Below are 18,336 nucleotides of genomic sequence, written 5' to 3'. Positions count from 1 at the left end.
CCCGCCGCAGCGGCGCACAGCCGGCCGTCCAGCGGCTCGCGCCGGCCGGCTCGGCACAGCCGGGCAGCAGGCGGTCCAGGAAGGCGTAGCGGGCCAGCGAGGCCGGTGCGGAGCCGCTCCGGGCGCCCTGCGCCGCGGCCCGCGCCCGCGTCCACCAGGCGGCGATCTGGGCCCAGCCCGGGGCCGACAGCGAGCCGCCGAACTCCTGCACCGACAGCGCCGCGGTCAGCCCGGCGAAGGCCAGCCGGTCGGTCAGCGGCCAGCCGGCCAGCGTGGCGGTGACGAAGCCCGCGATGAAGACGTCCCCGGCGCCGGTGGTGTCCAGCGCGTCGACCGGGATGGCGGGCACGGACGCGGTCTCCCCGGTCCGGCCGTCGGCCGCGCAGGAACCCTCCTCGCCCATGGTCACCACCGCCACCGGGACCCGCTCGGCCAGCCGCCGGGCGGCGGCCAGCGGGGTGTCCGCGCCGGTGTAGCGCATGGCCTCGGCGGCGTTCGGCAGGAACGCCTCGCAGTGCGCCAGATCCGGCAGCTCGGCCAGGTCCCACCGGCCGGTGTCGTCCCAGCCCACGGTGGCGAACAGCCGGCTGCCGGCGCGGGCGGCCGCGGCGATCCACTCCTGGTCCCGGCCGGGTGTCAGCGAGACCACGCAGGACCGGGAGTGCGGGGTGGCGCCGGGATCGGGGGAGCCGGGATCGGGCAGCGGCGCGGCATGGCCGTGCGTGATCATGGTCCGCTCGCCCTCGTAGGCGAGCGAGACGGTGACCGGCGAGTGCCAGCCGGGGATGGTGCGCGAGTGCGACAGGTCGATGCCCTCGCCGCGCTCCAGCGTCTCCCAGCAGTACTCGCCGTACTTGTCGTCGCCGAAGGCGGCGGCCAGCGAGGTGCGCAGACCCAGCCGGGCCAGCGCGGTGGCCATGTTGGCGATGCCGCCGGGGCTGGAGCCCATGCCGCGCGCCCAGTTCTCGGTGCCGCGCACCGGGGCGGCGTCCAGGCCGGTGAAGACGATGTCCAGGAAGACGGTTCCGGTGAGGAAGACATCGCAGGGCGGGTCGCCGGCGCGGCGCAGGCCGCCCAGCGGATCGACCGGCCGGTGCGGCCGGCCGCCGCCCGGAGAGGCCGCCGGAATCTCCGCGGCCGGCTCCTGCCGGGCGGACCGCACCGCCCGCACCGGCACCTCCAGCGGCAGCCGCCGCGCCGTGCCGTCCGGGCGCCCGCGCCCGCCGCCGCCGCGGCGGCCGTGGGCGGGTGCGGAGGGTGAGGGATCTGTGCTGGTGTCCACCGTCTGCTCCCGGTCGTCAGTCGTGAGGTGTGGCGGCTCGGATCCGCCGCCGTCGACCGATGTGACCGTTATCTACGGTACGTTCCCTGGTGTGAGGCTATCGATCATCGGCGGGGGCGGCTTCCGTGTGCCCCTGGTATACCGGTCACTGCTGACATACGGCGGCACGGAAGGCGGCGGATCGCCCTTCTCCGGGCTTTTCTCGGAAATCGTCCTCTATGACGCCGATCCGGCGCGCGCCGAGGTCATCGCGGCGGTGCTGCGCGGTCTGGGCCAGGGCCCGCCGGTGCGGGTGGCCGCCGAGGAGGACGAGGCGCTGCGCGGCGCCGATTTCGTGTTCTGCGCGATCCGGGTCGGCGGCACCCGGGCCCGCGCCCGGGACGAGCGGCTGGCGGTCGCCGAGGGCGTGCTCGGCCAGGAGACGGCCGGCGCGGGCGGTGTGCTCTACGGCCTGCGCACGGTTCCGGTGGCGGTGCGGCTGGCCCGCCGGGTGCGGGAGCTCGCCCCGGACGCCTGGGTGATCAACGCGACCAATCCGGCCGGCATGGTGACCGAGGCCATGGCCACCGTGCTGGGGCACCGGGTGCTCGGGGTCTGCGACTCCCCGGTCGGCCTGGTGCGGCGGGCCGCCCGGGCCGCCGGCGCGGACCCGGACGCGCCCGGCTTCGGCTACGACTACCTGGGCCTGAACCACCTCGGCTGGCTGCGCACCCTGATCCACGAGGGGCGGGACGTGCTGCCCGGGCTGCTGGCCGACAGCGCCGCGGTGGGCTCCTTCGAGGAGGGGCGGCTGTTCGGCGCCGACTGGCTGCGGGCGCTCGGCGCCGTGCCCAACGAGTATCTGTACTACTACTACTTCCGCCGGGAGTCGCTGGAGAAGGAGTGGGAGGCCACCGAGACCCGGGGGGAGTTCCTGGACCGCCAGCAGTCCCAGTTCTTCGCCCGCGCGGCGGCCGAGCCCCCGGCGCGGGCGTACGAGCTGTGGGAGGCCGCCCGGCGGGAGCGCGACGAGACCTATCTGGCGGAGGCCAGGGAGGCCACCGGCGGCTGGCAGCGGGACGCCCGGGACATGGACGAGGGCGGCTACGAGGGCGTGGCGCTGGCCGCCATGCGCGCCATCCGGGAGGACCGCCGCACCCGGATGATCCTCAATGTGCGCAACGCCGGGACGGTACCGGCGCTGCCGGACGGCGCGATCATCGAAACCGTCTGCGAGGTGGGATCACAGGGCGCGCACCCGCTGGCCTGCCTGGAGCCGGGCCCGGCGGAACTGGGCCTGATGCTGCTGGTGAAGGCCGCGGAACGGGCCACCATCGAGGCCGCGCTCACCGGCTCCGAGGCCGCCGCGTGGCGCGCCCTGGCCCTGCACCCGCTGATCGACTCGCCCGCCGTCGCCGCCCGCCTCCTGGACCGTGCCGCCGGCCGCTGAGCCCCCGGGCCCGGCCGGCGGTCAGCGGCCGGCGCTGCCGGGGAGGGCGCGCGCGGCGGTGAGCAGGCGCTCGGTGTCGGCCGGGGCCAGGCCCAGCGCGGTGCCCATCGCGGCCAGCATCTCGCTCTCCGCCGCCCCGTACGGGCCGTCGGCCAGGGCGATCCGGGCGCCGCGCAGCAGCAGCCCCTCCCGCCCGGCGGCCGAGAGCTGCGGCGTCAGCGCGTTCAGCGCCACCCGCAGCTCCATGGCCACCGCGGCCTGCCCCTCCGAGGTCAGCGCGGCCAGCAGGGTCAGCAGCCGCTCCTCGGTGCAGTCGGCGAAGCCCGCCGCGCGGACCTCGTCCACCGCGGTCTCCCGCACCGCGCGCGGCTCGGCGCCGCCGGCCGCCAGCACGGCGATGGCCACCGTGTGCACCGCGTCCCGCAGCAGGGCGGTCAGCCGGGTGGTGGTGGGCACCTCCAGCACGGACAGCGGGAAACGCCCGTGGCACAACGAGCACTGCACCACCGGTTCGGCCTCGCCGCGCGGCAGCACCGGCACTCCCACCACGCTCAGTCTGCGCCGCCCGGACAACTGCTGATAGCAGCGGTCCCCGCCGCAGTCCGGGCAGAAGAACTCGCCGTCGGCCACCACGCGCCACGCCGTGCGGACGCCCGCCAGCCGAGGCTGCCGGCCGCTCCTGGAGTCCCGGGAGTGCACCACGCTGTACCTCCGTCACTGTCCGGCAACCCTGCCGTGAAGAAGTGATGTTAGCCACATCGCCTGCACGGCGTCAGTACCCCCGGCGGCACGAAGTGCCGGGAGAGGGCCGCCGCGGCACCAGGACACGGCACGGCCCGGTCCGCAGGGACCGGGCCGTGCGGGCAGCGATCGGGGCCGTCCGGACCTAGCGGCGGCTCACCGCGCGGCCCGGTTCACCGCGGAGACCACCGCCTTGAGCGAGGCGCGCACGATGTTGGCGTCGATGCCGACGCCCCAGCGCACCTTGTCGCCCACCGCGATCTCGATGTACGCGGCGGCCTGCGAGCCGGCGCCCTCGCTCATGGTGTGCTCCACGTAGTCCAGGAGCCGGACGTCGCCCCGCGTCTCGTCGATCACCCCGGCCCGGGCCAGGGCGTCGAAGAAGGCGGCGATCGGGCCGTTGCCGGCGCCGGTCAGCACGGTCTCCTCGCCGTCCACCACGGCCTCCACGGTGAGCGCGTCGTGCCCGTCGGTGGAGGTGGAGGTCTGGGCGGTGCGCAGCGCGATCCGGCCCCACGGGGCGTCCGGCGTGGGCAGGTACTCGTGGCAGAAGATGTCCCAGATCTGCTCCGGGGTGATCTCGCCGCCCTCGGCGTCGGTGCGCTCCTGGATGATCCGCGAGAACTCGATCTGCATCCGGCGCGGCAGGTCCAGGCTGTAGTCGTTCTTCAGCACGTAGGAGACGCCGCCCTTGCCGGACTGCGAGTTGACCCGGATGACCGCCTCGTAGGAGCGGCCCACGTCCTTGGGGTCGATGGGCAGGTAGGGCATCTCCCAGACCAGGTCGTCCACGGTGCTCCCGGCCGCCGCGGCCTCGGCCTCCCGCGCCTCGAAGGCCTTCTTGATGGCGTCCTGGTGGGAGCCGGAGAAGGAGGTGTAGACCAGGTCTCCCACATACGGGTGGCGCGGGTGCACCTCCATCTGGTTGCAGTACTCCCAGGTGCGGCGGATCTCGTCGATCCGGGAGAAGTCGATCCGCGGGTCCACGCCCTGCGAGAACAGGTTCATGCCCAGGGTGACCAGGTCCACGTTGCCGGTGCGCTCGCCCTGCCCGAACAGGCAGCCCTCCACGCGGTCGGCGCCGGCCATCACCGCCAGCTCGGCGGCGGCCACCGCGGTGCCCCGGTCGTTGTGCGGGTGGGCGGACAGGCAGACGTACTCGCGGCGGGAGAGGTTGCGGGACATCCACTCGAACCGGTCGGCGTAGGTGGAGGGCGTGGAACGCTCCACGGTGGCCGGCAGGTTGAGGATGATCTCCCGGCCCTCCTCGGGCTGCCAGACGTCCATCACGCCCTCGCAGACCTCCAGCGCGAAGTCCAGCTCGGTGTCGGTGAAGATCTCCGGGCTGTACTGGTAGCCGAACACGGTCCGGTCGTCCAGCAGCTTCTCGGCGTACTCCATGACCAGCCGGGTGCCGTCCACCGCGATCTGCCGGATGTCGTCCCGGGTGGCGTTGCCGAAGACCACCCGGCGGAAGACCGGGGCGGTGGCGTTGTACAGGTGGACGGTGGCGTTGCGGGCCCCGGCCAGGGACTCCACGGTGCGCGCGATCAGCTCCTCGCGGGCCTGGGTCAGCACCGAGATGGTCACGTCCTCCGGGATCGCGTCCTCCTCGATGATCGAGCGGACGAAGTCGAAGTCGGTCTGCCCGGAGGCCGGGAAGCCCACCTCGATCTCCTTGTAGCCCATGCCCACCAGCAGGTCGAACATCTTCCGCTTGCGGGCCGGGGACATCGGGTCGATCAGCGCCTGGTTGCCGTCCCGCAGGTCGGTGGAGAGCCAGCGCGGCGGGGCGGTGATGCGGCGCTCCGGCCAGCTGCGGCCGGGCACGTCCACGGCCTCGAAGGGCCGGTACTTGTGCACCGGCATGCCGGAGGGGGCCTGCCGCACGGTGGCGGCGGTCAGCGGGGTGCGGCGGCCGATGGTGCCGCGTGGGCCGTCCGCCGCGCCGGATACCCCGGAGGAATCGGCCGGACCGGACGAACGGGCGGAGGAGCTGCTGGCGTTCATGATGCTGGTGTCTCCAGAGGGGTCGAACCAAGGGAAGGGTCGACGGGCAGCACCGGACTCCGCGGGGAGGGGCCCGTCTTCTACCGGCCCTCGCCGCGGCGGCTAAGGAGAAGCATCCGGAAACGCATCGCCGTCCAATGTAGCCCACCGGCGGCGCCGCGCCCCGTCGGTATCAGTATGCGAGAAGCCGCACACCGCGCCGGGGAGCGCGCCGCGGCCGGGCCGGGATGGGCCGTCTACCGCCGCCGCCCCCGGTCGCGATACTGGGACCCATGGCACCCATGGCACCGATCTCCGCCCCCGGCGTGGCCCTCACCTTCGACGACGGCCCCGGCCCGTACACCGCCGAGCTCCTGGACACCCTGGACTCCTACGGTGCCCGCGCGACCTTCTTCGACGTGGGCGAGAACGTGGTCGCCCGCCCCGAGCTGGTGCGCCGGCAGGCCGGGGCCGGGCACGAGATCGGCAACCACAGCTGGAGCCACCCCCGTCTCACCGGGCTGGGCGCCGAGCGGCTCCGGGAGGAGATCGACCGCACCAGCGCGGCCATCGGGGAGGTGACCGGGACCGCGCCACGGCTGCTGCGCCCGCCGTTCGGCGAGCACGACGAGCGGGTCCGCGAGGCCGCCGGGATGCCGCTGATCATGTGGAGCGTGGACCCGGAGGACTGGCGCGTCAGGGACACCGCGCATGTCACCCGTGCGGTGCTGGACCGGGTGCGGCCGGGCGACGTGGTGCTGATGCACGACATCCAGCGCACCACGGTGGCAGCGGTGCCGGAGATCCTGCGGGTGCTGAGCGGGCGCGGCTACCGGTTCGTCACGGTGAGCGAGCTGTACGCCGGGCCGGACGGCGGCGCCCTGCTGCCGGGCGCGGTCTACGACCGGCCCGGCGGCGCCGCGCCCGCCCCGGCCGGCTGACGGCCGCCCGGGGCGGACGCCGCGCCGGGGTACTCCGCCGGGAGTATCCCGGCGGGGGAGCCGCCGCGGGCAGTACCGGCGAACCCGTTCCACGGGCCGACGATTCCGCCGCATCCCGCCGGGACGCTGAGAACGGAAGTTCACAGCGGAACCGAGGCGCGCCAGCGCGCAGAAGGAGGCGGCCGCATGAAGGCCGTGACCCGGCAGAACCGGCCGGACCCCAGCCGGCCGGCGGACCCCGGCACCGGCGGAGAGCGGCGGGTGTCCCGCCCGCCCGGGCGGTGGCGCGCGGTGCCGTGGGTGCTGATCGCGCTGTGGGCGGCGCTGCTGGCCGTCGCCGGACCGGCGGCCGGCGAGCTGGAGTCCGTGCAGCGGGACGGCGTGGCCGAGTACCTCCCCGCCTCCGCGGAGTCCACCCAGGTCGCCGAGATCGCGCAGCGGCTCCCCGGCGGCGGGAGCACCGACGTCCTCCTGGTCTGGCAGCGGGACGGCGGCCTGACCCCTGCCGACCGGGAGCGGGCCGACGCGGTGGCGGCCGGGGTGGCCGCCGACCACGGGGCGCGCGGGACCCCGCCGGGCCTGCCGTCCGCGGACGGCACCACCCTCGTCCACCCCCTCGCCCTGACCGGCCTGGCGGACGAGACGGCCGAGACCGAGGCCGTCGCCGACATCCGCGACCGGCTCGCACGGGCCGCGGAGACCGCCGGGGACGGCCTGACCGCGATGGCCGGCGGCTCCGGCGCGGTCTCCGCCGATCTGGAGGAGGTCTTCTCCTCCGTCGACGCCACACTCACCCTGGCCACCGTCGCCGTCGTGACCGTGCTGCTGATCCTCATCTACCGCAGCCCGCTGCTGTGGCTGGTGCCGCTGATCTCGGTGGGCGTCGCCGCCGCGGTCTCCCGGGCCGCCGTCTACGGACTCGTCCAGGTCTTCGGCATCACCGTCACCGCGCAGAGCGCCGGCATCATGACCGTCCTGGTCTTCGGCGCCGGAACGGACTACGCCCTGCTGCTGGTGGCCCGCTACCGGGAGGAGCTGCGCCGCCACGAGAGCACCCACCTGGCCATGGCCGGGGCGCTGCGCGGCACCGGCCCCGCCCTGCTGGCCTCCTCCGGCACGGTGGCCGCCGGCCTGCTGGTGCTGCTCGTCGCCGACCAGCGCTCCCTCAGCGGCTTCGGCCCGGTGGCGGCCGTCGGCGTGCTGTGCGCCCTGGCCGTGATGATCACTTTGCTGCCCGCCCTGCTGGTGCTGCTGGGCCGCCGCGTCTTCTGGCCCGCGATCCCGGTCCACGGCGGCGAGCCGCCGGAGGGCGCCCGCCGCCGCTGGGACCTGTTCGGCCGGATGGGCGGCTCGGTCGGCCGCCGCCCGCGCACCATCCTCACCGCCGGGGTGCTGCTGCTGGCCGTGTGCTCCCTGGGCGTGTCCGCGCTGCCCGGCCAGCTCAAGGACCGGGACAGCTTCACCGACACCCCCGAGTCCGTGACGGCCATGACGCTGCTGGCCGAGAAGTACCCGGAGCGGAGCAGCCGGCCGATCACCGTGATGGTGCCCGAGGAGTCGGCCGGGCGGATCGTGGAGCGCATCCGGACCGCCGGGGGAGTCGCGGACGCGGAACGGGAACGCACCGGTGAGGGCTGGGCCGAGATCTCCGTCCACGCCGACGCACCGGCCGAGTCGGCGGCCGAGGAGGCCGTCGTGGCCGGCCTGCGCACGGCACTGCAGGGCACCGGCGCCCTGGTCGGCGGCCCCACCGCGCAGCAGATGGACCTGGCGGCCACCGGTGCGTCGGACCGGGCCAGGGTCATCCCGCTGGTGCTGCTCGCGGTGCTGGTGATCCTGGTGGTGCTGCTGCGCAGCCTGCTCGCCCCGGTGCTGCTGCTGGTGGCGGTGGCCGCCTCCTGGCTGGCCTCGCTGGGGCTGGGCGGCTTCCTCTTCGGTCCGGTGTTCGGCTTCGAGGGGACCGACCCGTCGCTCGCCGTGATCACCTTTGTGTTCGGGGTGGCGCTGGGAGTGGACTACAGCATCTTCCTGGTGACCCGGATGCGCGAGGAGAACCTGCGCGGTCTGCCCACCCGGCGGGCCGCCCTGACCGCGCTCTCCCGCACCGGGGGCGTGATCGCCTCGGCGGGCATCGTGCTGGCCGCCACCTTCGGCGTGCTGATGACGCTGCCGCTGGTCTTCATGATCCAGGTCGGGTTCGTGGTGGCGGCCGGGGTGCTGCTGGACACCTTCCTGGTCCGGACGTACGTGGTGACCGCCGCCGCCTGGCTGCTGGACCGGCGGCTGTGGTGGCCCGGACCGCTCTCCCGGGAGACCGGCGGGGGCGGGGCCCATCCGGCCCCGGAGGCCCGGGAGCATGCCGGATGATGGACGGATGCCCGTGACCCGCGCCCCGTCCGCGCCGCGCACCCCCCGCCGCGTCCTGGCCGAGGACTCCGCGCTCGCGCTCGCGGCCGGGGCGCTGGGCGTGCTGCTGGCCCTCACCGAGGCGGACGGCCGCCGCCCCGGTGTCCTGGGCTGGGCGCTGCTGGCCGCCTGCGTGCTGCCCCTGGTGTGGCGGCGGCGCCGGCCGCTGTCCGTGCTGCTGGCCCATCTGGCCGCCGCCGCGCCGTTCCACGCCCTGGACTACAGCCACGGCGCGCCGGTGCCCGCCTCGGTGCTGGCGCTCTACACCGTGGCGGTCACCGGGCCCCGCGTCCGCACCCTGCTGGTGGCCGGCGGCACCCTGCTGGTGGTGGTCTCGGTGTGGACCCGGACCGGGCCGGCCGAGGGGCTGGAGATGCTGCGGGTCACCGGCTGGATCCTGGCCGTGCTCGCGCTGGGCGAGGCGGTGCGGATGCACCGTGCCTATGTGGGCGCCATCCGGGAGCGGGCCGAGCGGGCCGAGCGCACCCGGGAGGAGGAGGCGGCCCGCCGGGTCGCCGAGGAACGCCTGCGCATCGCCCGCGATCTGCACGACCTGCTGGCGCACAGCATCACCCTGATCGGGGTGCGGACCTCGGTGGCGGCCCATGTGCTGCGGGCCGATCCGGAACGGCTGGACCACGCGGCGGTCGCCGAGGCGCTGGACGCCGTCGCCGACACCTGCCGGGAGGCGCGCGGCGAGCTGCGCCGCACCCTGGAGGTGCTGCGGGACCGGGAGGGCACCGGACCGCTGCCCAGCCTGTCCTCCATCCCCGATCTGGTGCGGTCCGCCGAAGCGGCCGGGGCCCGGGTCGGCTGCGCATTCCCCGGTGCGGGCGGCGGGCCGGCGGAAGCGGAGGTGCCGGAGGTGCCGCCGGCGGTGGGCGCCGCCGCGTACCGGATCGTGCAGGAGGCGCTGACCAACGCCGTCCGGCACGCCGGGCCCGGGGTCCGGGTCACCGTCGGCGGCCGGATCGCGGACGGCCGGCTGCTGCTCACCGTGCGGGACACCGGGCGGGCTGCCGCCGGTCCCGGGACCCCCGAGCCGGCCGGCGGACGGCCCGGCTTCGGCATCCCCGGGATGCGGGAGCGGGCGCGCAGCGTCGGCGGCACCCTCACCGCCGGGCCGTCCCCGGACGGCGGCGCCGGCTTCACGGTCACCGCCGCGCTCCCGCTCACCGACGGCGGCCCGGAGTGACACCCGTGCCAGAACCGGACACCGCACCGGCCGCCGGGGACGGCCCGAACGAGGTGCGGGTGCTGCTCGCGGACGACCAGACCCTGGTCCGGGCGGCGTTCGCCATGCTGATCGACTCCGCGCCCGGCCTGACGGTGGCGGGCGAGGCCGCGACCGGCCGGGAGGCCGTGGCCCTGGCCCGGTCGGCCCGCGCCGACGTGGTCGTCATGGACATCCGCATGCCCGGCATGGACGGCATCGAGGCCACCCGGCAGATCGCCGCGGACGAGGACCTGGCCGGGGTGCGGGTCCTGGTGCTGACCACCTACGACACCGACGAGCACGTGCTGGCCGCGCTGCGCGCCGGCGCCTCCGGCTTCCTGGTCAAGGACACCCGCCCGGCCGAACTGCTGGCCGCCATCCGCACCGTCGCGGCCGGTGACGCCCTGCTCTCCCCGGGGCCCACCGCCCGGCTGATCGCCCGGGTGCTGCGCGCGCCCGAGCCGCCGGCGCCCGGCCGGGAGGTGGCCGCCGCGCTGGAGCGGCTCACCGACCGCGAGCGCCAGGTGCTGGCCCTGGTGGCACGCGGCTGCACCAACACCGGGATCGCCGGCCTGCTGGGGCTGTCGCCGCTGACCGCCAAGACCCACGTCAGCCGCATCATGGGCAAGCTCGGCGCCCGCGACCGGGCCCAGCTGGTGATCGCCGCCTACGAGTCCGGCCTGGTCGTCCCCGGGGACCGGGAGGACTGAGAGAATGGCCGCATGAGTCTGTTCCGGGACGACGGCGTGGTGCTGCGCACCCAGAAGCTGGGAGAGGCGGACCGGATCATCACCCTGCTCACCCGGCAGCACGGCCGGGTGCGTGCCGTCGCCCGGGGGGTGCGCCGCACCAAGTCCAGGTTCGGCGCCCGGCTGGAGCCGTTCTCCCACGTCGACGTCCAGTTCTTCGCCCGGGGCAGCGCCCTGGTGGGGCGCGGCCTGCCGATGTGCACCCAGGCGGAGACCCTCGCGCCGTACGGGCGCGGCATCGTCTCCGACTACGCCCGCTACACGGCCGGCACCGCCATGCTGGAGACGGCGGAACGGTTCACCGAGCAGGAGGGCGAACCCAACGTCCAGCAGTACCTGCTGCTGATCGGCGCGCTGCGCACCCTGGCGGCCGGCGACCACACCCCGGGCCTGATCCTGGACGCCTATCTGCTGCGCTCCCTGGCCTGCGGCGGCTACGCGCCCAGCTTCGACGCCTGCGCCAAGTGCGGGCTGCCCGGGCCCAACCGCTTCTTCTCGGTCTCGGCCGGCGGCTCCGTCTGCCCCGACTGCCGGGTGCCGGGCAGTGTGGTGCCCTCGCCGGCCACGCTGCGGCTGCTGGGCGCGCTGCTCTCCGGCGACTGGCCGACCGCCGACGCCACCGAGGCCCGCTACGTCCGCGAGGGCAGCGGCCTGGTCTCGGCGTACCTGCACTGGCATCTGGAGCGCGGCCTGCGCTCGCTGCGTTTCGTGGACCGCGCCGCCGCGCCGCGGCAGGCCCCGGGGCCGCCCTCCGCACCGGACACGGCGGACACCCCGGGCACACCGCCCGCACCGGCGGCACCGTCCGCGCCACGGGCCGCACCGCCCGGCTGACCCGCCCGCGGACCGGGACACATCCCGCGGGACGGCCATCGTGGGCCGCCCGCTCCGTCCGATACGCTCCTTCAGAGCACCGCCCGTACCCGATTCCGCCGGACCGGCACGCCGCCGGCCGGACCCGCCGAAAAGGAACCGCCCATGGCTCGCCGCGGAATGCCGTTGCGGCAGCGTCGCCAGTACCGCACCCCCGATCCGCACCCCTCGGGGGCGCGTCCGCCCAAGCTTCCCGGCGAACTGATCCCCAAGCACGTGGCGATCGTCATGGACGGCAACGGCCGCTGGGCCAAGGAGCGCGGCCTGCCCCGCACCGAGGGCCACAAGCGCGGCGAGGCCGTGGTCCTGGAGGTGGTCAAGGGCTGCCTGGAGCTGGGGGTGAGGAATCTCTCCCTGTACGCCTTCTCGACCGAGAACTGGCGGCGCTCCCCGGAGGAGGTCCGCTTCCTGATGGGCTTCAACCGGGATGTGATCGACCGCCGGACCGACGAGCTGGACGAGATGGGCGTCCGCATCCGCTGGGCCGGGCGCGAACCGCGGCTGTGGAAGTCGGTGGTGAAGAAGCTGCGGGTCGCCGAGGAACGCACCCGGGAGAACGACGCCATGACCCTCTACATGTGCGTCAACTACGGCGGGCGGGCGGAACTCGCCGATGCCGCCGCCCGGATGGCCGCCGACGCCCGCGCCGGCCGGCTCGACCCCTCCCGCGTCACCGAGAAGACCCTCGGCCAGTACCTCTACTTCGCCGACATGCCGGACGTCGACCTCTTCGTCCGCCCCTCCGGCGAGCAGCGCACCTCCAACTACCTGATCTGGCAGAGCGCCTACGCCGAGCTGGTCTTCCAGGACATCCTCTGGCCGGACTTCGACCGCCGCCATCTGTGGGACGCCTGCGTGGAGTACGCCTCCCGCGACCGCCGCTTCGGCGGCGCGCTCCCCAACCCCGTCCCGGCCTCCCCCCACGAGGGCTGACGCGCGGGCCGGCCGCCCCGGCCGCCGCACATCCCGGCACATCTCCCGGTACATCCCGGCACATCCCGCGCCCGCACATCCCGTGACCGGGCGCGCCCGGTCACGGAGCGCGGGGAGCCGGGGCGGTGGCGCAGTCGTGGCAGATGCCGAAGATCTCCACGGTGTGGTTGATGTCGGTGAAGCCGTGCTCGGCGGCGACGGCCTCGGCCCACCGCTCCACGGCCGGGCCCTCCACCTCGACCGCCTTGCCGCAGTGGCGGCACACCAGATGGTGGTGGTGGTCGTCGGTGCTGCACCGGCGGTAGACCGCCTCGCCCTCCCTGGTGCGCAGCACATCCACCTGTCCGGCGTCGGCCAGCGACTGCAGGGTGCGGTAGACCGTGGTCAGGCCCACGGACTCGCCGCGGTGCTTGAGCATGTCGTGCAGCTCCTGGGCGCTGCGGAATTCGTCGACCTCCGCCAGCGCCGCCGCCACCGCGGCGCGCTGCCGCGTCGCCCGGCCACGGACCGGCGGGCCTGCCGTCGCCACGATTGCCTCCCGTGAGTGTCCTGTGCCTGCTGCGCCTCTCCGGGCGAGTCCATTGTGCCAGGCGGCTCAGCCGGCGGCGGCCGTGGCCGCGGCCGGGCCCCGGGAGGGTGCGGCGGCCGCGGCGCGGCGCGCGCGGCGCCGGGCCAGCGGGGTGGCCAGCAGCGCGGTCAGCGCGAACAGCCCCATGGCGATCAGCACGATCGTCGCGCCCGGCGGCACGTCCGCGTAGTAGGAGGTGACCGTGCCGGACAGGGCGGCCGTCACGCCGAAGGCGACCGCCCCGGCCAGCGTGGCCGCATAGCTGCGGGCGGTCTGCTGCGCGGCCACCACGGGGATCACCATCAGCGCGCTGACCAGCAGCAGCCCCACCACCCGCATGGCCACCGTGACGGTGGCCGCCGCGGTGACCGCCAGCAGCAGGTTGAGCAGCCGCACCGGCAGCCCGGTGACCCGGGCGAACTCCTCGTCCTGGCAGACCGAGAACAGCTGGCGGCGCAGCCCGAAGGTGATCAGCAGCACCACGGTGGCCAGGATCACGATGGCGCTGATGTCGGAGGACGAGACGGTGGTGATCGACCCCCAGAGATAGCTGGTGAGATTGGCGGTCGTGCCGCCCGGCGCCAGGTTGACGATCATCACGCCGCCCGCCATGCCGCCGTAGAACATCATGGCCAGCGCCACGTCGCCGCGCGCCTTGCCGGAGTAGCGGATCAGCTCCATGAGCACCCCGCCGGTCACCGAGACCAGCACCGCCATCCACACCGGGTTGGCGGAGAAGAGGAAGCCGAGCGCCACCCCGGTCAGGGCCACGTGCCCGATGCCGTCCCCCATCAGGGCCTGGCGCCGCTGCACCAGGAAGATGCCCACGGACGGCGCGGCCACGCCGATCAGCAGGGCGGCCAGCAGCGCGCGCTGCATGAAGGCGGGTTCGAGGAATTCGGGCATGGCGGGGCTCACTTCGCAGAGGTCACAGAAGGCCGGTCTGGAGCTGGGGCCGGGCGGACGGCTCGACGGCGTCCGCCGGGTGGCAGGGGTGCGCGTCGGGCAGCTGTTCGGGGCGGTCGGCGACGCGTTCCACCCGGCCGCCGGCCAGGATCACGCCCCGGTCGATCAGCGGCGCCAGCGGCCCCAGCTCGTGCAGCACCACGAGCACCGCGGTGCCGTCCGCGGTCAGCCGGCCCAGGGTGTCGGCCAGCACCTGCTGACTGTCCAGATCCACCCCGGACAGCGGCTCGTCCATCACCAGCAGATCCGGCTCGGTGGTCAGCGCGCGGGCGATCAGCGCCCGCTGGTGCTGCCCGCCGGAGAGCGCGGAGACCGGTTCCCCGGCCCGGTCGGCCAGGCCCACCACCGCCAGCGCCCGGTCCACCGCGGCCCGGTCGGCGCGGCGCAGCGGGCGCAGGCCGCGGCGGGCCAGCCGGCCGGCCGCCACGATCTCCCGGACGGTGGCGGGCACGCCGCCGGCCGCGGTGGAGCGCTGCGGCACGTAGCCGACCCGTCGCCAGTCGCGGAATTCCCGCACCGGGGTGCCGAACAGGCGCAGCTCGCCGCCGGTCAGCGGGATCTGGCCGACCACGGCCCGGACCGTGGTGGACTTCCCCGACCCGTTGGCGCCGAGCAGGGCGACCACCTCGCCCGGCCGTACCGTGAGGTCCACCCCGCGCAGCACGGGGTGTCCGCCGAGCTCGGCGGTGCCGTTGCTGAGGGATATGACGGGCTCCATGGGGTGTCTCTTCTCTCTGCGGGGCGGGGCTGCCGGTCCTGCCCCCGCCCCCCGGGGTCGGGCTCCCGGGGGGCGGCGGCCGCCGCGGCGGCGGGTCAGGCCGCGCCCAGGGCCTTGCTCAGGGCTTCCAGGTTGGCACGCATGACCTCCAGATAGTCAGCGCCCGGGGAATCGTCCGTGATTCCCTCCACGGGATCCAGTACCGCGGTCTGCAGGCCGAGGTCGTCGGCGAGGGTGCGGGCGGTCTCGTCGCTCACCAGGGTCTCGAAGAAGATGGTGGTGACGTTCTCGCGCTCGGCGATGTCGTGCAGGTCCCGCATCCGGGCGGCGCTGGGCTCGGACTCCGGGTCCAGCCCGGTGATGGCCTCCTCGTGCAGCCCGTAGCGCTCGGCGAGGTGCCCGAACGCGGCGTGGGTGGTGATGAAGGTGTCGCCGGTGCGGTCGGCCAGGCCCTCCCGGTACTCGCTGTCCAGCGCGGACAGCTCGGCGGTCAGGGTCCCGGCGTTCCGGCGGTAGTCCTCGGCGTGGTCGGGGTCGGCCTCGGCGAAGACCTCGGCCACGCCCTCGGCGACCGCCGAGTAGGCGACCGGGTCCAGCCAGATGTGCGGGTCTCCGCCCTCGTGGTCGTGCCCGTCGTCCGCGTGGCCCTCGTCCGTGTGCCCGTCGTCCGCGTGGCCCTCGTCCGCGTGGCCCTCGTCCGTGTGCCCGTCCTCCGTGTGGCCTTCCTCTGCGTGCCCGTCCTCCGCGTGGCCGTGTTCCTCCTCGTGGGCCTCGTCCTCGTGGGCCTCGTCCTCGTGCCCGGGTTCCCCGGCGTGCGCCTCCTCGTGGCCCTCTTCGTGAGACTCGTCGTGGCCCTCCTGGCCGGCGTGTTCGCCGGCCAGGGAGAGCGCCTCGGCGACATGGGCGGCGCCGGACTGCTCGATGGCCTCGTCCACGGCCGGCTGGATGCCCTCCAGGTAGACGATCACGTCGGCCTCGCCGAGCGAGGCGGTCTGCCGCGCGGTGAGTTCCATGTCGTGCGGCTCGGTGCCGGGGGCGGTGAGCGTGGTGACCGAAACCAGGTCGCCGCCGACCTGCTCGGCGAGGAACTCCATGGGGTAGAAGCTGGCGATCACATCCAGCCGCCCGTCGTCGCCGGGGCCGCTGCCGGAGTCCTCGCCGCACGCGGTGAGGGAGAGAGCGCCCAGCGCGGCGGCGGCGCTCAGCGTGAGGGTGGTCCTGGATATCCGGGCCTTGCGGCGGCGGGCTCTGTGATCGCTCATGACAGCCATTTTCAGACGACATGGAAACCATTGTCAATTGCGATGCCGGTCACCTCCGGCCCCGCCTCCCACCCCGCCCCGACGGCGGCCGTCCCCGGCCCCCGCCGATTTGCTGCGGGACCCCGTAACGCCGGTACCCTGGGGCAATTCCACCGACGTCATGAAGAGAGCACTCGTGGCAGCCGACAAGATCGACACCATTGTCAGCCTCAGCAAGCGCCGGGGCTTCGTCTATCCCTGTAGTGAGATCTACGGCGGCCAGCGCGCCGCCTGGGACTACGGGCCCCTGGGCGTCGAACTCAAGGAGAACGTCAAGCGCCAGTGGTGGCGCGCCATGGTCACCTCGCGCGAGGACGTGGTCGGTATCGACTCGTCGGTGATCCTGGCCCCCGAGGTGTGGGAGGCGTCCGGCCACGTCGCGACCTTCACCGACCCGCTCACCGAGTGCACCTCCTGTCACAAGCGCTACCGGGCGGACCACCTGGAGGAGGCCTACGAGGCCAAGCACGGCCGGGCGCCCGAGCAGGGCCTTGCCGACCTCAACTGCCCCAACTGCGGCAACAAGGGCACCTTCACCGAGCCGAAGCAGTTCTCCGGGCTGCTCTCCACCCACCTCGGCCCGACCCAGGACTCCGGCTCCGTCGCCTACCTCCGCCCCGAGACCGCGCAGGGCATCTTCACCAACTTCGGCCTGGTGCAGACCACGTCGCGGAAGAAGCCGCCGTTCGGCATCGCCCAGATGGGCAAGTCCTTCCGCAACGAGATCACCCCCGGCAACTTCATCTTCCGCACCCGCGAGTTCGAGCAGATGGAGATGGAGTTCTTCGTCAAGCCGGGCGAGGACGAGCGCTGGCACGAGTACTGGTTGGAGCAGCGCTGGAACTGGTACCGCGGGCTGGGCATGCAGGAGTCCAACATGCGCCGGTACGAGCACCCCGGGGAGAAGCTGTCCCACTACTCCAAGCGCACGGTGGACATCGAGTACCGCTTCAATTTCCAGGGCGGCGAGTGGGGCGAGCTTGAGGGCATCGCCAACCGCACCGACTTCGACCTGTCGGCGCACAGCCGGGCCAGCGGCCAGGACCTGAGCTACTTCGACCAGGAGGCCGGCGAGCGCTGGGTGCCGTACGTCATCGAGCCCGCGGCCGGTGTCGGCCGCACCATGCTCGCCTTCATGCTGGACTCCTATGTGGAGGACGAGGCGCCCAACGCCAAGGGCAAGATGGAGAAGCGGGTCGTCATGCGGTTCGACCCGCGGCTGGCGCCGGTGAAGGTGGCGGTGCTGCCGCTGTCCCGCAACCCCGAGCTGTCGCCGAAGGCCCGCGGCCTGGCCGACACCCTGCGCGGCCACTGGAACATCGAGTTCGACGACGCGGGGGCCATCGGCCGCCGCTACCGCCGCCAGGACGAGATCGGCACGCCGTTCTGCGTCACGGTGGACTTCGACACCCTGGACGACAACGCCGTCACGGTGCGCGAGCGCGACACCATGAAGCAGGAGCGGGTCTCCCTGGACCAGGTGGAGAGCTACCTGGCCAGCCGCCTGGTCGGCTGCTGAGACGGCTCCCGCTGCCGCCGCCGGGGCCGCGCACGCCCCGGCGGTTACCGGCGGGTCGCCGTCGGGAGACGGCTTCGTCACGAGATCGCTACAGGGCCCGGTGCGGGCCGCCAACTGGCGGGACCGCCCCGGGCCTTGTGCTTCACTGGGCTGGCATCAACCGCTGCGCCGTCCGGCGTCGACGGGGACGGAACACCGACGGCGGCACGGCCCGATACTCACTCAACGGGAGAGACGGATGCTGACGACGAGCACCGTCCGTGGAATCGCCCCCTCCGGAGCGGCCCACCAGGTCCGCATCGGGCGCGACTACCACTACTACGGGGACGCCCGCTACCTCGCCTGTGACACCTGCGGCGACCAGCGCCAGGTGACCGGCCCCGGCGCCCGGGACGCCGCCGAGCAGCACCTGGTCGGCGACCACGGGGTGTGCACGGCCTGCCGCACGGAATTCTCGCCGCTGCCGTGGCTGCTCGGCTTCGTCAGCCTGGCCGCGGTCTTCGTGGCCATGATCGTCGCCTCCTGACAGCACCGGGCACCACCCCCGGCACCGCCGGGCCCTGCGGCACCCCGCCCCGTGGCGCCGGGCCCGCTCCGCGGGCGCTGCCGGGGGCTGCGGGGCAGGGGGGGCGGGGGTGCGACAATGGGGAACCGGGCCGGCGCCGCCGCCGGCCGGCCGTCCCCATCCCCCGACGCCCCGCGAGG

15 protein-coding genes and 1 pseudogene are annotated in these 18,336 nt (G+C 74.5%); 9 read left to right on the top strand and 7 right to left on the bottom strand.

Going from position 1 to position 18,336, the window contains the following annotated elements; all coding sequences use genetic code 11:
• The coding region (locus GQS09_RS19410) for a PfkB family carbohydrate kinase (protein WP_165987998.1) at nt 1–1,129 on the bottom strand (1,129 nt) is incomplete at its 3' end.
• Between the two features lie 244 nt (nt 1,130–1,373).
• Here GQS09_RS19410 and GQS09_RS19405 point away from each other — a divergent pair.
• The gene (locus tag GQS09_RS19405; RefSeq protein WP_165987996.1) at nt 1,374–2,711 is read left to right on the top strand and encodes a 6-phospho-beta-glucosidase; all 1,338 of its coding nucleotides are present in this window, start codon (nt 1,374–1,376) and stop codon (nt 2,709–2,711) included.
• A 21-nt stretch (nt 2,712–2,732) separates the two neighbouring features.
• Here GQS09_RS19405 and GQS09_RS19400 read toward each other — a convergent pair whose 3' ends face one another.
• Nucleotides 2,733–3,413, bottom strand: a complete 681-nt coding sequence (locus GQS09_RS19400) for a TerB family tellurite resistance protein (RefSeq protein WP_165987994.1) — start codon at nt 3,411–3,413, stop codon at nt 2,733–2,735.
• A 195-nt stretch (nt 3,414–3,608) separates the two neighbouring features.
• A complete protein-coding gene (gene leuA / locus GQS09_RS19395; RefSeq protein ID WP_243761570.1) occupies nt 3,609–5,321 on the bottom strand; it encodes a 2-isopropylmalate synthase in 1,713 nt (570 codons plus the stop codon).
• Between the two features lie 413 nt (nt 5,322–5,734).
• On the opposite strand from leuA, the gene GQS09_RS19390 reads away from it, so the two are divergent.
• From GQS09_RS19390 to GQS09_RS19365, 6 genes and pseudogenes are all read left to right on the top strand, one after another.
• Nucleotides 5,735–6,382: a polysaccharide deacetylase family protein gene (locus GQS09_RS19390; protein WP_165987990.1), complete on the top strand. Its 648-nt coding sequence runs from the start codon at nt 5,735–5,737 to the stop codon at nt 6,380–6,382.
• A gap of 186 nt (nt 6,383–6,568) precedes the next feature.
• Nucleotides 6,569–8,749: an MMPL family transporter gene (locus tag GQS09_RS19385; protein WP_165987988.1), complete on the top strand. Its 2,181-nt coding sequence runs from the start codon at nt 6,569–6,571 to the stop codon at nt 8,747–8,749.
• A gap of 7 nt (nt 8,750–8,756) precedes the next feature.
• The gene (locus GQS09_RS19380) at nt 8,757–9,983 is read left to right on the top strand and encodes a sensor histidine kinase (protein WP_243761569.1); all 1,227 of its coding nucleotides are present in this window, start codon (nt 8,757–8,759) and stop codon (nt 9,981–9,983) included.
• Between the two features lie 104 nt (nt 9,984–10,087).
• Complete coding sequence (locus tag GQS09_RS19375) at nt 10,088–10,714, top strand: response regulator transcription factor (RefSeq protein WP_207958030.1); 627 nt, start codon at nt 10,088–10,090, stop codon at nt 10,712–10,714.
• 12 nt (nt 10,715–10,726) lie between these two features.
• Nucleotides 10,727–11,470: pseudogene (recO, locus tag GQS09_RS19370) on the top strand (DNA repair protein RecO); the annotation flags it as partial.
• Nucleotides 11,471–11,731: 261 nt separating this feature from the next.
• Nucleotides 11,732–12,559, top strand: a complete 828-nt coding sequence (locus tag GQS09_RS19365; protein ID WP_165987979.1) for an isoprenyl transferase — start codon at nt 11,732–11,734, stop codon at nt 12,557–12,559.
• A 100-nt stretch (nt 12,560–12,659) separates the two neighbouring features.
• Here GQS09_RS19365 and GQS09_RS19360 read toward each other — a convergent pair whose 3' ends face one another.
• From GQS09_RS19360 to GQS09_RS19345, 4 genes are all read right to left on the bottom strand, one after another.
• Complete coding sequence (locus GQS09_RS19360; RefSeq protein ID WP_165987977.1) at nt 12,660–13,088, bottom strand: Fur family transcriptional regulator; 429 nt, start codon at nt 13,086–13,088, stop codon at nt 12,660–12,662.
• Nucleotides 13,089–13,154: 66 nt separating this feature from the next.
• Nucleotides 13,155–14,033 carry a metal ABC transporter permease gene (locus GQS09_RS19355; protein WP_165987975.1) on the bottom strand — a complete coding sequence of 293 codons (879 nt, stop codon included), beginning with the start codon at nt 14,031–14,033 and terminating at the stop codon, nt 13,155–13,157.
• 22 nt (nt 14,034–14,055) lie between these two features.
• On the bottom strand, nt 14,056–14,811 hold the full coding sequence (locus GQS09_RS19350) for a metal ABC transporter ATP-binding protein (RefSeq protein ID WP_165987973.1): 756 nt from the start codon (nt 14,809–14,811) through the stop codon (nt 14,056–14,058).
• Between the two features lie 95 nt (nt 14,812–14,906).
• Nucleotides 14,907–16,073 carry a metal ABC transporter substrate-binding protein gene (locus GQS09_RS19345; protein WP_165987971.1) on the bottom strand — a complete coding sequence of 389 codons (1,167 nt, stop codon included), beginning with the start codon at nt 16,071–16,073 and terminating at the stop codon, nt 14,907–14,909.
• Between the two features lie 175 nt (nt 16,074–16,248).
• Between GQS09_RS19345 and GQS09_RS19340 the strand changes: the two genes are divergently transcribed.
• Nucleotides 16,249–17,631, top strand: a complete 1,383-nt coding sequence (locus GQS09_RS19340) for a glycine--tRNA ligase (protein WP_165987969.1) — start codon at nt 16,249–16,251, stop codon at nt 17,629–17,631.
• A 238-nt stretch (nt 17,632–17,869) separates the two neighbouring features.
• Nucleotides 17,870–18,157 (top strand): hypothetical protein, encoded by a 288-nt coding sequence (locus GQS09_RS19335; RefSeq protein ID WP_165987965.1) that lies wholly within the window; start codon nt 17,870–17,872, stop codon nt 18,155–18,157.
• The last annotated feature ends 179 nt before the right edge of the window (nt 18,158–18,336 follow it).

The organism is Streptomyces sp. YIM 98790 (genome assembly GCF_011421595.1).
GTDB lineage: Bacteria > Actinomycetota > Actinomycetes > Streptomycetales > Streptomycetaceae > Streptomyces.
Note: the sequence above shows the minus strand (reverse complement) of the source record. Positions and strands in the feature narration are given on the sequence as shown.

Excerpts from the sequence above, each read along its gene's own strand:
- GQS09_RS19355 (WP_165987975.1), bottom strand. The coding sequence starts at position 14,033 with ATGCCCGAATTCCTCGAACCCGCCTTCATGCAGCGCGCGCTGCTGGCC.
- GQS09_RS19345 (WP_165987971.1), bottom strand. The coding sequence starts at position 16,073 with ATGAGCGATCACAGAGCCCGCCGCCGCAAGGCCCGGATATCCAGGACC.
- GQS09_RS19390 (WP_165987990.1), top strand. The coding sequence starts at position 5,735 with ATGGCACCCATGGCACCGATCTCCGCCCCCGGCGTGGCCCTCACCTTC.
- GQS09_RS19335 (WP_165987965.1), top strand. The coding sequence starts at position 17,870 with ATGCTGACGACGAGCACCGTCCGTGGAATCGCCCCCTCCGGAGCGGCC.
- leuA (WP_243761570.1), bottom strand. The coding sequence starts at position 5,321 with ATGCCGGTGCACAAGTACCGGCCCTTCGAGGCCGTGGACGTGCCCGGC.
- GQS09_RS19350 (WP_165987973.1), bottom strand. The coding sequence starts at position 14,811 with ATGGAGCCCGTCATATCCCTCAGCAACGGCACCGCCGAGCTCGGCGGA.
- GQS09_RS19365 (WP_165987979.1), top strand. The coding sequence starts at position 11,732 with ATGGCTCGCCGCGGAATGCCGTTGCGGCAGCGTCGCCAGTACCGCACC.
- GQS09_RS19375 (WP_207958030.1), top strand. The coding sequence starts at position 10,088 with ATGCTGATCGACTCCGCGCCCGGCCTGACGGTGGCGGGCGAGGCCGCG.
- GQS09_RS19380 (WP_243761569.1), top strand. The coding sequence starts at position 8,757 with ATGCCCGTGACCCGCGCCCCGTCCGCGCCGCGCACCCCCCGCCGCGTC.
- GQS09_RS19385 (WP_165987988.1), top strand. The coding sequence starts at position 6,569 with ATGAAGGCCGTGACCCGGCAGAACCGGCCGGACCCCAGCCGGCCGGCG.